16 protein-coding genes are annotated in these 13881 nt (G+C 62.1%); 7 read left to right on the forward strand and 9 right to left on the reverse strand.

Going from position 1 to position 13881, the window contains the following annotated elements; all coding sequences use genetic code 11:
• Positions 1-150 precede the first annotated feature (150 nt).
• Positions 151-579 carry a BLUF domain-containing protein gene (locus tag V7080_RS15500; RefSeq protein WP_334189294.1) on the forward strand — a complete coding sequence of 143 codons (429 nt, stop codon included), beginning with the start codon at positions 151-153 and terminating at the stop codon, positions 577-579.
• A gap of 15 nt (positions 580-594) precedes the next feature.
• Here the strand turns inward: V7080_RS15500 and V7080_RS15505 are convergent, their stop codons facing one another.
• From V7080_RS15505 to V7080_RS15525, 5 genes are all read right to left on the reverse strand, one after another.
• Positions 595-1410 carry a metallophosphoesterase family protein gene (locus V7080_RS15505; protein WP_334189295.1) on the reverse strand — a complete coding sequence of 272 codons (816 nt, stop codon included), beginning with the start codon at positions 1408-1410 and terminating at the stop codon, positions 595-597.
• On the reverse strand, positions 1407-2375 hold the full coding sequence (locus tag V7080_RS15510) for a diacylglycerol/lipid kinase family protein (RefSeq protein ID WP_334189296.1): 969 nt from the start codon (positions 2373-2375) through the stop codon (positions 1407-1409). Before V7080_RS15510 ends, V7080_RS15505 begins: the two co-directional genes overlap by 4 nt.
• Positions 2376-2561: 186 nt before the next feature.
• Positions 2562-3326, reverse strand: coding sequence for a phytanoyl-CoA dioxygenase family protein (locus tag V7080_RS15515; protein WP_334189297.1), 765 nt, complete (start codon positions 3324-3326; stop codon positions 2562-2564).
• A 105-nt stretch (positions 3327-3431) separates the two neighbouring features.
• On the reverse strand, positions 3432-4541 hold the full coding sequence (locus tag V7080_RS15520) for a DUF748 domain-containing protein (RefSeq protein WP_334189298.1): 1110 nt from the start codon (positions 4539-4541) through the stop codon (positions 3432-3434).
• A 51-nt stretch (positions 4542-4592) separates the two neighbouring features.
• Positions 4593-5591, reverse strand: coding sequence for a GlxA family transcriptional regulator (locus tag V7080_RS15525; RefSeq protein WP_334189299.1), 999 nt, complete (start codon positions 5589-5591; stop codon positions 4593-4595).
• 179 nt (positions 5592-5770) lie between these two features.
• Between V7080_RS15525 and V7080_RS15530 the strand changes: the two genes are divergently transcribed.
• Together V7080_RS15530 and V7080_RS15535 are read left to right on the forward strand one after the other, a co-directional pair.
• Positions 5771-6205 (forward strand): MAPEG family protein, encoded by a 435-nt coding sequence (locus V7080_RS15530; protein ID WP_334189300.1) that lies wholly within the window; start codon positions 5771-5773, stop codon positions 6203-6205.
• A 25-nt stretch (positions 6206-6230) separates the two neighbouring features.
• A complete protein-coding gene (locus V7080_RS15535) occupies positions 6231-7010 on the forward strand; it encodes a hypothetical protein (RefSeq protein ID WP_334189301.1) in 780 nt (259 codons plus the stop codon).
• 46 nt (positions 7011-7056) lie between these two features.
• Here the strand turns inward: V7080_RS15535 and V7080_RS15540 are convergent, their stop codons facing one another.
• A complete protein-coding gene (locus tag V7080_RS15540) occupies positions 7057-8304 on the reverse strand; it encodes a putative Na+/H+ antiporter (protein ID WP_334189302.1) in 1248 nt (415 codons plus the stop codon).
• Between the two features lie 510 nt (positions 8305-8814).
• Between V7080_RS15540 and V7080_RS15545 the strand changes: the two genes are divergently transcribed.
• Positions 8815-9972: an alpha-hydroxy-acid oxidizing protein gene (locus V7080_RS15545; RefSeq protein WP_334189303.1), complete on the forward strand. Its 1158-nt coding sequence runs from the start codon at positions 8815-8817 to the stop codon at positions 9970-9972.
• Positions 9973-10066: 94 nt separating this feature from the next.
• On the opposite strand, the gene V7080_RS15550 is transcribed toward V7080_RS15545, so the two are convergent.
• Together V7080_RS15550 and V7080_RS15555 are read right to left on the reverse strand one after the other, a co-directional pair.
• Entirely contained in the window at positions 10067-10480 is a 414-nt protein-coding gene (locus V7080_RS15550) for a hypothetical protein (RefSeq protein ID WP_334189304.1), read from the reverse strand.
• A 232-nt stretch (positions 10481-10712) separates the two neighbouring features.
• Positions 10713-11345 carry an HAD family hydrolase gene (locus tag V7080_RS15555; protein WP_334189305.1) on the reverse strand — a complete coding sequence of 211 codons (633 nt, stop codon included), beginning with the start codon at positions 11343-11345 and terminating at the stop codon, positions 10713-10715.
• 83 nt (positions 11346-11428) lie between these two features.
• Between V7080_RS15555 and V7080_RS15560 the strand changes: the two genes are divergently transcribed.
• The 3 genes from V7080_RS15560 to V7080_RS15570 are packed head-to-tail and all read left to right on the forward strand — an operon-like array spanning position 11429 to position 13334.
• Positions 11429-11974: a hypothetical protein gene (locus V7080_RS15560; protein WP_334189306.1), complete on the forward strand. Its 546-nt coding sequence runs from the start codon at positions 11429-11431 to the stop codon at positions 11972-11974.
• A 42-nt stretch (positions 11975-12016) separates the two neighbouring features.
• Positions 12017-12703, forward strand: a complete 687-nt coding sequence (locus V7080_RS15565; RefSeq protein WP_334189307.1) for a gamma-glutamylcyclotransferase — start codon at positions 12017-12019, stop codon at positions 12701-12703.
• 46 nt (positions 12704-12749) lie between these two features.
• Entirely contained in the window at positions 12750-13334 is a 585-nt protein-coding gene (locus V7080_RS15570) for a flavin reductase family protein (RefSeq protein WP_334189308.1), read from the forward strand.
• Positions 13335-13536: 202 nt separating this feature from the next.
• On the opposite strand, the gene V7080_RS15575 is transcribed toward V7080_RS15570, so the two are convergent.
• Positions 13537-13881, reverse strand: a 345-nt coding sequence (locus tag V7080_RS15575) for a sensor histidine kinase (RefSeq protein ID WP_334189309.1), incomplete at its 5' end; no start/stop codon positions are given.

Below are 13881 nucleotides of genomic sequence, written 5' to 3' on the forward strand. Positions count from 1 at the left end.
CCCCCCCCCCCCCCCCCCCCCCCCCCCCCCCCCCCCCGCCCCGCTTTTACCAGCCCCGATCGAGTCGCACGGCAGCCCGCGCGCCGCCTCACCCGATTGCCCGGGCAGGTCCACATTCACATTTGCATTCACATTCACAGGGAGATACACATGCTGGTCAGGCTGATTTACGCAAGCAGGGTACAAAAAAACACTTCGCAATCCGACGTGCGGGAGATACTCGAGAAATCGGTCGCAAACAATGGCCGTGCCGGCGTGACCGGCGCGCTGTGCTTCACCGGCGGCATTTTCCTGCAATGCCTGGAAGGCGACCGTCGGGAAGTCAGCAAGGTCTATCACCGTATCCTGAACGACACCCGCCATGCCGACGCGGAGCTCCTGATGTTCGAAGAAGTCGCGGCGCGCAATTTCTCCGACTGGAACATGGGGTATCTCGGCTACACGCAGGAAAACCGTTCCCTGTTTCTGAAATACTCGTCCAAAGCGGAGTTCGATCCGTACTCGATGAGCGAGATGTCGCTGCGGGCGTTTTTTGATGAAATGGTGGGCTCGGCGAAATGGCTGGGCACGCAGAAGTAATACCTCTCGCTCCCCTTAGCGCCGGTCCCCGCAATCGAGTTCCAGCCGGGTCTTCAAGTGGAATGCCTGTGACGGCGGATGGTAGTCCCAGCGTTCGACGCTGCAATGGCGCGGCATGGCCGTGCCGGCATAGCGGATCAGGTTGACCGAGTTGCCGGCGTCATGGCGGATCCGTGAAGAAAGCGCAGTGCCGGCCTGCACCGCCCAGACGCGCCCTGGAAAATCCGGGAAGCGTTCGTGCAATGCGCTCACGAAGGGCCTGTGGATATGGCCGCCGAGAATCAGGTCGGCACCCGCGAGTGCCCAGCGCCGTATCGCTTCGTCGCGGCCATGCAGCAGATTTTCCTCGTCCTCGGCATGCGTCACGAACACCGGCTGGTGCGTCACCACGATGCGAAGCTGACCAGGATTGGCCTGTTGCAGCCGGTCCGCGACCCGGCCGATCTGCGCCGCCGAGACCTCGCCGTCGATATGCCGGTAGCGGCGCGTCGTCTTCACCCCGATCACCAGCATCGAGGGATCGTCGAATACCGGCTCGAGATCGTCGCCGAACACCCGCCGGTAGCGGCCATAGGGCGTAAACAGCCGGGCTCCGAGCTGGAACAGCGGGATATCGTGATTGCCCGGGATGACCAGCCGGGCCGGCGCGTCCAGCCGCTCCAGGAACCGGCGTGCCGCGTCGAACTCGGCTTGCTGCGCGCGCTGGGTGATGTCGCCCGACAGGATCACCAGCCCGGGCCGGTGCTCCTGTGCCAGCCGCGCCAGCGCCTCGACCACAGGCGCCACCTCGGTGCCGAAATGCGGATCGGAGATATGAAGGACGACCGTCATGAGGCGGCCTCGTTGTTGTCGTCCGCGGGCGGATCGGGTTTCAGCAGGTAGAGCGGCTCCGGCCCGACGCGGAATTCAAGCGGCGCATCGAGCCAGCCGATTTCGCCGTCGGTCGCCACCTTGACGCGGCGGATGCGGTACAGCCTCGACGGCCGCACCGTCAGCCGGCGCACGCCGAAGCTGATGACATGATCCGCATCGCCGAGCTGTCCCAACGCGCCGCGCACCAGCAGCCACAGCATGGCCAGCGTGCCGACCGGCTTCAGCACCACGGCGGCAAGCTGGCCTTCCTCCAGCGCCTCGGCCAGCGGGATACCGGTCTGTTCCATTTGCAGGCGATTGTTGCCGACGAAAACGGTGGGCGTGCGCATCTGCGTTACCTGTCCATGCCGCTCCAGCGTCAGGCGCAGTTGGCGGTGCTGCCTCAGGATCGTCACTACGCCGGACAGCATGGCCACAAACCGGCTGCGCCCGTACTGCCGCTTGTAGGCCTCGCGGTCTTCCAGCAGTTTTGGATATAAGCCCAGGCTGGCATTGACGAGGAACAGGTGCTGGTTCACCAGGCCGACCTGCACCGGATGCGGGCGGGCGGTCAGCAGCAAACGCGTCGCTTCCTCGGTGTCTTCCGGGATGTTGTGGGTGCGGGCGAAGTAATTGAAGGTGCCCAGCGGCAGCACGCCGAATGCGCAACCGCTGCCGAGCACCGCATTGGCGACGGCATTGATCGTACCGTCGCCGCCGCCCACCACCACCACGCCGCCGCAGGCCTTCGCTTCCTGCACGGTGCGGCGGGCAATCTCCACGATCTGCTTCGGATTCTCCACCAGGATCAGGCGGTGCTCGCGCCCTGCTTCGGTCAGTACCCGGGTGATCGTTTCCCGCGTTTCCGTCCTGTCCTTGCGACCGGATCCAGCATTCATTACGATCAGCAAGGGAGCATCGGATACGTCCGGTATGACTGACATCGTTACCTCTGAGAGATTTTCATTGAGAGCAGGTGCGGCGCTGCCGGGCATCGGCGATGCGGCGGTCAAGTATAGCGTGGGGGTTTCGCCGCCAATTTGACCAAAGCCGAGGAGCGGGCAATGCCGCAATAAAAACGGGGCTGCATCCGTAGCCCCGTGTCTATTGCCGCATGACGGGAGGGCAACTCAGCCTAACGCAACCCCGCCCGCCGCGGCTGACCTGCTGCCTGCCACAGGCGCATTGCCCGCCCCGTGGTATGCATAGACCACCGAGGTCTTCACCAATGCGCCGGTGTTCCTGCCGGCTGCATGAAAGAGCCCGCTATGGAACAGCACCACGTCGCCCTTCTCGAGATTCAACGGGATGCCCTGGTCGAACAGCGCCTGGTTTTCCGCGACATCCGGCCGCAGGAAGTCGAGGTCGTCGAGCTGGCTGCGGCCGATGTCCAGCCGGTGCGAGCCGGGAATCACCTTCAGGCCGCCGTTGGATTCGTGTTCCGGTCCGAGCGCCAGCCAGACGGAAATCAGGTCAGGCTTGGTGAACGACCAGTAGCGGATATCGCGATGCCAGCCGGTGGCGGTACCGAAATCCGGATGCTTGGTCATCACGCAGTTGTGGTGGGCGAGAGTCAGCATGACCGGTTCGCCGAAAATCTGCCGCAGCATCGCCACCAGCCGCTTGTCCTCCGCCCATAGCTTGAAGCATTCATGCCGGTGGTAGGCGTCGCGCAGCCGGCGCGCGGTCCTGCCGCCGGGCGCATCCAGCGACGCGGGCGCGCCCGCATAGCCGACCTCGGCCTCGTATTCCAGCGGCGGCACGGCGGCGCGCAGGTGTTCTTTGGCGACTGACAGCATCAGGTCGCAGGCGACCGGCGTTACCAGGCCTTTCAGGATCAGGTAGCCGTCGGTGGCAAATTGTTCAATCTGGGTGTCTGAAAGTGCGTTATCCATGTTTTGAATGCGTCATCGTCATGTGCCGCCATGAAGCGGGCGGTATGCGTTGTGAAAATCATAAGGTAATGCAAAACAGGGTAATGCATATTCCGCCACCGCGTCTTATTGCCCGAATAATTTCTTCACCACGCCACCCAATCCTTCGGCCGCGCCGCCGATGCCGCGCGCTACGCCTTCCAGGCTGATGCCGAGTCCGCCGGCGACCGCCGTGCCGATGCGCTTGGACAGGCTTTCATTGAGCGAAAAACGCGGGTCGCTCAGATTGCCGTCGAGGACGAAATCGATCGAAATCCGGCCGCTGCGGTCCTTCAGCGCCGCCACCACGAGCTGGCGCGGCGCGCCCATGAAGGTGCCCATCGAGCCGCCGCCGTCCGCGAGTTCCAGTCCGATGAGCGTCACGGTGCCCGGCGCATGCAGGCGGTTGTTGCGCACCGTCGATTTGATGGTGAGATCGAGCGCGCCGCGCCGCACGCCGGTTTCGGATGCCTTGATGAGATAGGGCTGGAAGGCCACCAGGTCCACGCCCTGCAGCCTGGTCCTAATCTCGGAATTGCGAGATGCCAGTTCCGCCCAGCCGTCGATCGCCAGCTTGCCGTTGCGCTGCACGCCCTTGACGGTGCCGTCGAGGCGGATGCGGGTGCGACCGTCGAGAGACGGGACACGCAGGTCTTCCACCTTGGCTTCGAGACGCTCCAGCCTGATCCGATGCGCCGGCTGCCGCACCGTCGCATCGTAGAAATCCAGCGCACCGTCATGCAGCTCGATCTTGCCGATGGTGACCGTCGGGCTGGCCGCGCTCTGCGTGTCCTTCGTGCCGGCCTGCCTGTCCAGCAGGCTGGGCAGCAGCTTCAGCTTGCCGTCGCGTGACCGCAGTACCGACAGATACGCCTGGTCGATGGTGATGGACGGAATATGGATGCGTGCGGAAAACAGGCCGAGCAGGTCCGGCCTGATCACGATCCGGCTCGCCCGCAGCGCATCCTGCGCCGGCCAGCCCTTGGGACCCCGGATACGCACGTCGAGGACTTCGATCGCCGACCAGCCGACGACGATCTCGCCAATCTCGCCGTCGCCGCCGAGCGCCTGTTCCACCTGGCTCTTGAGTTCCTTGGTGGCGAAGTGCAGTCCGGCGAACACGGTTGCCGCCATGATGGCGAAGATGGCAAGCAGGATAAAGGCGATGCGTCGGATGCGCCTGGAACGGGTACTCATCGAAAAGCGGTCACGGGATTGCGTTGGAGTAACAACTGTATGCGAAAGCCTTCAGTGCCGCAATCCGAACCGCAACCGGTATTCGCGGGGCGTCGCCTGCACCCATCGCTTGAACACCTTGCTGAAGGTAGCCGGATCTTCGTAGCCGCAGCGCTGCGTGATGTCCTCCAGCGACAGCCGGGTGGATTCCAGCAAGGCCTTCGCGCGCTCGACGCTAAGCTGCTGTGCATAGCGCACCGGGCTCATGCCCGTCGCTTCCTGGAAACGCCGCAGCAGCGTGCGCGGGCTGGTGTGGCAATGCGCCGCCAGCTGCGCCATGGTCCACGGCTGCCCGAGTTGCCGATTCAGCCAGCGGCGGGCGCGCTCGACCACCGCATGTCCCTGGTCCTGCATCATCGCGGCGGCGACATAGGGCGCCTGGCTGGAACGATTGCCATCCACCACCAGCACCTTGGCGGCGGTCTGCCGCAATGCCTCGCCGCCGAAGTGGCCCACCAGCCACAGCGCCAGGTCGAGGAAGGACGTGACGCCGCCGGACGAGATGAACTGTTCATCTTGCACCACCAGCTCTTCCGCATCGAGCCGCACCTGCGGAAACTGCTTGCGGAAGTAATTGGCAAGCCACCAGCTCGTCGTCGCCCGGCGGCCGTCGAGCAGGCCCGCGTGCACCACCAGGCAGGTGCTGGAACAGCTCGACGCGAGCAGGCGACCGCTCCGTGCAAAGTCGCGGATGGCCAGCTGTTCCGGCGCGAGTGCGCCGATCAGTCCGGCCAGATCCTGCGTGTCGCGATGATCGATGCCGGGCAGGATGAGCGCATCGAGGCGCGCGCCTTGCAGCGGCCGGGTGGCGAAGCGCAGTCCGCCGATGTCGATCGGGTCCTCGCGGACACTGAACCAGTCGGCCTGGAAGTGCAGGCGCTGCTCGGCGGGGCGATATTGCATCAGCGTGTTCGTGATCTGGAAGATGTCCAGTGGCCCGACTGCGCTGCTGCGCAGGCAACCAGGGTAGACGAGCACGCCGATGCGGATGGTTTTAGAGGTGTGGTTCATTCGATTTTTGGGTGTACTGCGTCTTTCACTCTAACCACTTTATTGCATGTCCTCAAATTCAATAAATTCACGAGACAGCCTGGCGAATTACACCATGAATATGGCGTTTTAGCCAATGGGCATTGTTGCCGCCGTTCCTCATACTCCCTGCTGCCGATTTTTAAACAAGGAGGAAAACCATGGACAGCATGCCCGGTCTCGCCCCATTCGCTCTCGCTCTCATCGCCCTGTTCGCCAAGACCACGCTCACCAGCATGATCCAGGTCGTCAGCCGCCTGCGCTCAGGCCAATTCACGGTGCCGGAGGACGCGGCGCTGATGGGGCGAAAGCCGGCACAGGCGGAAGCGCCCCTACCCCAGCGCTGCGCGAATGTGTGGCGCAACGACGTCGAAAATCTGCCGCTGTTTCTGGCATTGGCGCTCGCTTATGTGCTGCTTGGCGCATCCGGCGAATCGGCGCAGCTTCTCTTCGGCTTGTATGTGGGCGCACGCTATGCGCACACGGTGGCCTACCTGATGGGGAAGCAGCCATGGCGAGCAATGTTTTATCTCACCGGGCTGGTGGTGTGCTGGGTGATCGCCTTCCGCATCGTCGGTCTCGTTGACTTTGCCTGACTCATTCCCCCGGGAGAAAAACACGATGCGAACCACAGTTGGCACCATGCACTGGGCGGCAGCCACAAACGGCCTGTTGACCAACCGCGACCGCCAGCGCCTGCTGGCACAAGCAATGCTGACCCGCGCTGCCGCTCTGCCGGACAAGCTGAAAAGCCGCCTCCGCATTTCGTTGAACGAACTGGCGCGCGTCGACCTGGCATCGCTCCGGATTCCCGACTCGGGTACGGCTCAACAAGCCGAAAGGCTGATGCGTGGACTAAGCCCGCTGTGGCTGGCCAATCACTGCATGCGCACCTATCTGTGGGGCGCGATCAGTGCACAGGCACGCGGCATCCGGTTCGATGAAGAATTGCTGTTCGTCGCCAGTGCGCTGCATGACCTTGGGCTGACGCCCCGCCATGCATGCCATGAAGAGGATGCACGCTGCGCTGCCTGCTTTGCTGTGGAAGGCGCACGGGCGGCAGCGCAATTCGCACATGATGCGGGATGGCCGGACGAGCGCCGGCACCGGTTATCGGAAGCGATTTCACTGCACCTGAATGTGCGGGTCGGGTTGCGGCATGGCGCCGAAGCGCACCTGCTGCATGCCGGAGCGGGGATGGATGTGGTCGGCGCCGGGCGCCGCCGCCTGCACCCGGACACCATCGGACAGGTCGTTCAGGCTTATCCTCGCCTGGGCTTCAAGGAAAGCATGGTGGCGACGATGAAGGCGCAGGCAAAGAGAAGCCCCCGGTCCCGCGCCGGTTTTTTGATGGGGGTGGGCTTTGCCGGCATGATCCGCGCCGTGCCGCTGGCCGATTGATGATGGTGACGGGCCGCGACCGGCTTTTCGAACGACGATGTGCGGATCACAGCAGCAGGAAGCCAGCCGCCACGGCGGTCGGCAATAACGCGCCCGCCAGCAGTCCGCCGATACCGATCGCTCCGTCATTGAAGCCTTCCTTCAGCAAGGCGACCCCGGCGGGGTTGGGCGCATTCGCGATCACCGTGAGTCCGCCGCCCGCTACCGCGCCGGCCACCAGCATGTATTTGGCTTCGTCGGATATGCCTTCGATCAGCGACCCCAGGTAAGTCAGCGCGGCATTGTCCGTGATCGCCGTCAGCCCGAGCGCGCCGAAGAACAACGCCGTCGGCTCAAGGCTGGAGACGATCGGTTGCAGCCACCATTGCTGCATGCCGCCCAGGACCACCAGGCCTGCCAGGAAAAACCCGACCAGCAGCCCTTCTTTCAGGATCAACGGGTTCTGGTAGTGCGCGTAGGCCTGGGTGAACCCGAGGAAGAAAAGAAAGACGCCGAGAAAAATCACCGGGTGATGCGCGAACACGACGATCGCTGCGAGAAACAGCAAGTGAATCGCGCTGACCGTCGCGGGCACCTTTACCTGTTCCGCGCCGATGCCCGGCGCCGCGTCCGACAAATGCGGACGAAGCATGAACGTGATCACCGTGGCATTGATCACGACCGCAATCGCCGATTTCCAGCCGAAATTGGCGGCCATGAAAGCGGTGTCCCAGTTCCAGGTCGCGGCAACCATCAGGACCGGCGGGGCGGCAAAGGACGTTAACGTTCCGCCAATGGACACGTTCACGAACAGCACGCCGAGAGCGCCGTACTTCAGCCATTCCGGGATGCCGGGGCGGAACACCAATGGGGCCAGCATCAAGGCGGCGAGCGTCATCGCGGCAGGCTCGGTGATGAACGAGCCAATCAGCGGCACCAGCGCAAGGCACAGCCATGCCTGGGCAACGGCGGTTCTGACCGGTGCGGCCCGTGCCAGGGACGCGATCAACGCCTTCACCGCCTCCAGCACCGGCCTGGATGCGGCAACGACCATGATGACGAACACGAACAGCGGCTCCGTGTACTGGCGGGACTCGGCGTAGTCGATCGCCGCCTTGCCGCCGCCGAGCACCGCCATGAAGACGATCAGGACGGCCGCCCACAATCCGAAAACAATTTCGATCTCGCCCAGCAGGTGGAACAACCCGGCATGCCTGGTGCTCCGGTCCGCGATACGCTCAAATGTTTTTGCCGCAAAAGTATGTACAAGCGCCAGCGCGAAAATCACTGCCGCGATAAGGTTGATGGTATCCATGTTCGGTGATGTTCTTGGAATGATTGGATCGTTGGTGAAAGCCGATGGCCGACGTCGGCATGCCGCTCAAAAGCAATGAGACGCCGGCATGCAGTTTGGAACATGGAGGAGGAGCGCGGGCGGATGCCCGATAGGCCGGACCGGCAGGTCGAAAGAAAAGCCGCGTGGAACACGTGGCGCCGGCAAACGGAATTGGCGTGGGTGCGTACATAGGTCGTCAGGAAGCCGCGTGGCGGCCCGACCATCGCTTAACCTGCCACACACGGCGTGTGAGCACCCGACGCCGAGTATAACGCATGGAACATGATGGTCCGGTGTTGACCCCGCAGAAGCAATCCTCGCGGAAATATTCGGGTTGATCCGGTTGAACTTCACCGGTCAGCGACCTCCAAGCATTTGCCTTACCATTTGCGGGGTTGTCGACCCATGCTTCTCTCCGGATCGGAGAATCGGAGGAAAGCATGATGAATATCGATATCCGTATCGTATTTAAAAATTGATGGAGACAAAATGGCTCATTACGGCGACTACCAGAATGAAATTTACCTGGCCGGATTACATGGTGTAACACCGCGCGTACCGGTGGACTTTGCGACGCTGGAAGCGCGCGCCACCGCGGCCATGCCGCCTTCGGTGCTCAATTACGTCCAGGGCGGATGCGGCGACGAAACAACGCAGGATCGCAATGCCGACGCGTTCGGCCACTGGGGCATGACGCCGCGCATGATGGTCGACTGCACGAAGCGTGATCTGTCGATCGAGCTGTTCGGGTTGACATTCAACAGTCCGCTCTTCATGGCCCCGATCGGCGTGACCGGCATCTGCACCCAGGACGGCCACGGCGATCTGGCCGCCGCAGAAGCCTCCGTTCTCACCCGGGTACCGCTGGTCGCATCCACATTGTCGAATGATCCGCTGGAAAAGGTAGCCGAATCACTCGGCGACATGCCGGGCTTTTTCCAGCTGTACACACCGCGGGACAAGGCGCTGGCGGAAAGCCTCGTGCACCGGGCGGAAGCCGCCGGATACAAGGGCATCATCGTGACACTGGATACCTGGGTGACGGGTTGGCGTCCACGCGACCTCAACACCGGCAATTTTCCGCAACTGCGCGGCCATGTGCTCACCAACTACACGTCGGACCCGGTATTCAAAGCCATGCTGGGAGAGGCGATCAACGATCGTGCCGCGGTCGTGCAGCGATGGGGCGCAACCTTCGGCAAGGTGCTGACGTGGGAAGACATGGCCTGGCTGCGGTCCCTGACCAAGCTGCCGCTCATCCTGAAAGGCATCTGCCACCCGGAGGACACACGGCGTGCAATCGATACCGGCGCCGACGCCATCTATTGCTCCAACCATGGCGGACGGCAGGCGAACGGCGGCATCGCCGCAATCGACATGCTGCCGGCCGTCGTCGAGGCGGCGGGCAATACGCCGGTGCTGTTCGATTCAGGCATACGCAGCGGATCCGACGTGGTGAAGGCGCTTGCGATGGGTGCGCGGGCGGTCGGTGTCGGCCGTCCCTACATCTACGGGCTCGCACTCGACGGCGCGGCGGGCGCTGCGCATGTACTGAAATGCCTGCTGGCGGAGGCGGATCTGATGATGGCCGTCAACGGCTATCCAACCATCGCCGATGTCAGAAAGGCGGGCGTCACCCGCCTTTGACGCATTGCGCGGCGGCATGACCGCCGCGTAACGGCAAAATGTATTTTCAACCTGCAGATGGGATGGATGTCCGGTGCCGGCAGCGGCGCGCGCGTTACGGCAGATCGGCGACGTAGTTTCGCAATTTTGCGAATGCGGCGTCATCGCCCAGTTCCTTGCGCCATTTGGAAAATTCGATAAAGCCGTGGGTGCCGGTTGCATTGGCTGCCACTTCGACGACGCGGATGACCGCGTCGGAAAGCACTGTGTTAAGGGTGTTGATGCAAATAAAAGGAATGTCCTTCGTGTTTTGCCGTGACTTGACGAGGTTCAGCAGGTCGAACATTCTGCCTTCGTCGAAATGCAAGCCGCAAAGAATGGCATTGAAGCGCCGGGTCTCAAGCTGGTGCAGGGCATCGTTGAACGTGATGCTGACCGTGACATCAAATGCATCGCCGAGTGCAAGGCGCAATACAGGAATATCTTGCTGCTCATCTGCGATCAATATGGTTTTCGGTTTCATATCCATGCCCATTCAGCCTATGGTACGAATGGCCTTCACAAAAAGCCATAATAGCATTTTGGCAATTGCGCCTTTCTGCAATTTATTAAAAGCGGATAGCCACATGCCATGCGGCAATATCCGCAACCGATGCTTCCTGATAAATTGCGTTGAATGATCGCCTTGAATGACCGCTTTCGGTTACAGCAGGACTGCGATTGCCTGCAGTCCGTCATGCCTTCGCCTTGATCGACCCGGTTCAGGCAATACTCTTGATTGAAGCATCGCTGCCTGAATTCAGCCACCAGTCGGCAAAATCAGCGAGATCGACATGTCGGGAGTCCACATTGTCCAGGTCCGGTCCGACATTGGGGCTGCCGTTGGGCTCGCGCATGATGAGGGCCGCATGCACCTCCGGGGGGATGCCCTCGAAATAGGGCAGATAGTCGTCGACAAAGGCGACCGGTTGAAGCCCGGACAGCGCCGTCACCTTCGGGCTGCTGCCGTACAGCGAGCTCGGCGTGGCCATGATGCGTTCGATCGGGAAGCCGGCGTCGCGAAGATTCCTGAGCCGGGCATCCTCGAATTCCTTTTGGATCGCGGTGACGCAGACAAGCTCATAGCCTGCGTCGACCAGCCGATGGCATGCTTCCACCGCGCCGGGCAGGGCGGGCAACGACGACCAGTGAACGTGGTCGAAACATGCACGGAAGCGTTCCAGATCATCGCCGGTCAGGCGGCGCACGGCGTATCGATCCAGCGCCCAATAGGCCTGCGGATCAACGATGTCGGGCAACACGCCGAAAGCACGCTGCCACGCGAAACGATAAGCGGTATGGTAGTCGAGCAGGACGCCATCGCCATCCAGTGCAATAATTTTCTTTGCCGGCATAAATCAGTTTCCTTGTAGATGTATCTCGATTGTCTTGTGAGGACGCATATGTTACGCATAAGTTGGCAACCAAGTGATCGCCCGTGCTTCTACATCGTTCGACAGGGCCATTCAGTCACACTATTGCAGGAGTAAAACAAATCTTTCCGATTCTGATCAAACTGATATTCCGCGCGCCGAAAATCGCAGGCGCGGTGCTGCTGCTGGCGCTGGTGGCATTGGCTTCCACCATGAGCTATGCCGGCTTCCTTGTCGTGGGTGTGATTTCCGATTCCCTCGGCACCGGCCGCATCGTGACCGGACTTCTTCTCGGCATCCTGTTCGCCCGCCTGCCGCTCGTACGCCAGGGAAAATTGCGCACCGTCGGCTTGCTGCCGAGGCCTGCCAGGCGGCCGGTCATCGTCGTGCTGCTCGGGTTCTGCCTGCTGGCTTATCTTCAGCGCGGCGCACTGGTGCCGATGCTGGCGCTCGGTTTTGCCATCATCTTTCTGCTTGCCTATCCACGGATACGGAAGATGGTCGTTGATCGGGCGCTTTCGTCGGTCTTCGGATCGTTGTTCAAGCCAGGCCAGCCAAGGCCCAATGATGCGTCGGTCATCGATGTCGAGTTCCGGGAGAAGAAAGACTGATAATCTTGCATCCGCCTCTCGCATTCACCCCTGGACGACACGATGCATACTCGCCGTATGGCACTGACCCCTGAACTGGTCGCACTGGTGCACCAGGCCATCGACGATCCCGGCCCCCGGCCTGGCGTCACCTACCAGTCTGATGACGATTACGACACCATGGTGGACAGTCTCCTGCGTACCCATCCGGAGGGTGGCGACGCATGGCTGTTCGCATTCGGTTCCCTGATCTGGAAGCCGGAATGCGCCTATCTGGAAGAGCGTTGCGGCACGGCGTACGGCTGGCACCGTTCATTCTGTTTCCGAATCCTGAGCCATCGCGGCACGCCGGAATGCCCCGGGCTCATGATGTCCCTCGACCGGGGCGGCCAGTGCAGGGGCATGCTGTTCCGCCTGTCCGGCGCGACGCTGCGGGAACAACTGAACAAGATATGCCGACGCGAGATCACCATCAAGCCGGCGAATACGATGCCGCGCTGGATCACCGTCGTCAGCGACGGCGTCCCGGTGCAAGCCATTGCCTTTGTAATGAACCGCAAATCGCAGGCGTATGTCGGCAAACTCGCGCCTGAACAGATCGCTCAAACCCTTGCCAGGGCCTGCGGGCATTGGGGCTCCGGGGCCGAATATCTTTTTCATACGGTATCCCGGCTTGAGGAGCGTGGTATCCACGACCGTTATTTATGGCGGCTGCAGCAACTCGTGGCGGAACGGATCGGGTCGGGATGAGGTCCTTCGGCGCCGTTGAACTGCATACACCTTTTGGGGAGTTTGAATGGATAGTCATATTGCACCGGTTGATCTGAAAAAAGCTTACCGGCTGCTCAACCACGGCCCCACGGTGCTTGTGTCCGCGCACCATGAGGGCGTGGACAACGTCATGGCCGCGGCCTGGGCGTGTGCGCTGGATTACGCTCCGCCCAAGCTAACCGTGGTGCTGGACAAGACCGCCAGGACACGCGAGCTTGTCGAAAAGAGTGGCTTGTTCGTCATCCAGGTTCCGACGGCGGCGCAGCTCGGGCTGACCCACACGCTGGGCACCGTGAGCCTTTCCGACCAACCGGACAAGCTGGAACAGTCGGGCGTGGAATTGTTCCGCATGGAGGGAAGCGAGCAGCCGTTCGTTGCTGGATGCTCGGGCTGGCTCCAGTGCAAGCTCATACCGGAGCCGCACAATCAGCAGACCTATGATCTGTTCATCGGCGAGGTCGTGGGCGCATGGTCCGACACGCGCGTCTTCAAGGACGGGCACTGGCATTTCGATCAGGCCGGCCCGGCATGGCGGAGCCTGCATTACATCGCGGGCGGACAGTTTTATGCCATCGGCGATTCGCTCTCCGTTCACGACAGGAAGCAGTAAGCCGGCGGAGCATGCAGGCTGCCGCCGGGCAGCGCGGGTGATTCTCTATCGTGGCAACCAACTCACCGAGGCTGATCGGCTTCTTGCGATGTGCATCGAAACCGCTCTCCTTCGCCTCGCGTTGATCCGCAAGCTGGCTATAGCAGGCAGGGCGATCTGCCTGGTTCGACAAGCGCCTTCATGCCCGGATACAGTGGGGGACTTACTGGTCAACCGGCAGTTCTACCCAGAAGCGCGAACCGGCATTCAATTCCGACTCCACACCGCATCGCCCACCCATGCGCCGCACGGCCTTGTCGACGACCGCAAGGCCGATGCCGCTGCCCGGATACTCGCTGACGCCATGCAGGCGCTCGAACGGCTTGAATATCCGCTGCAATTGCGCCGGCGGAATGCCGATGCCGTTGTCCTCGATCCATATCCGGACGAACTCGGCATCGCCGTGGCCGGCGCGCCGTATCTCCGGCCATATCCCGATCACGGGTTGTATTTCCGGTCTGGCGAACTTGATGGCATTTGACAGCAGGTTCTGGAAGATCTGCATGCA

It is taken from the genome of Noviherbaspirillum sp., assembly GCF_036846085.1.
Taxonomy (GTDB): Bacteria; Pseudomonadota; Gammaproteobacteria; order Burkholderiales; family Burkholderiaceae_D; genus Noviherbaspirillum.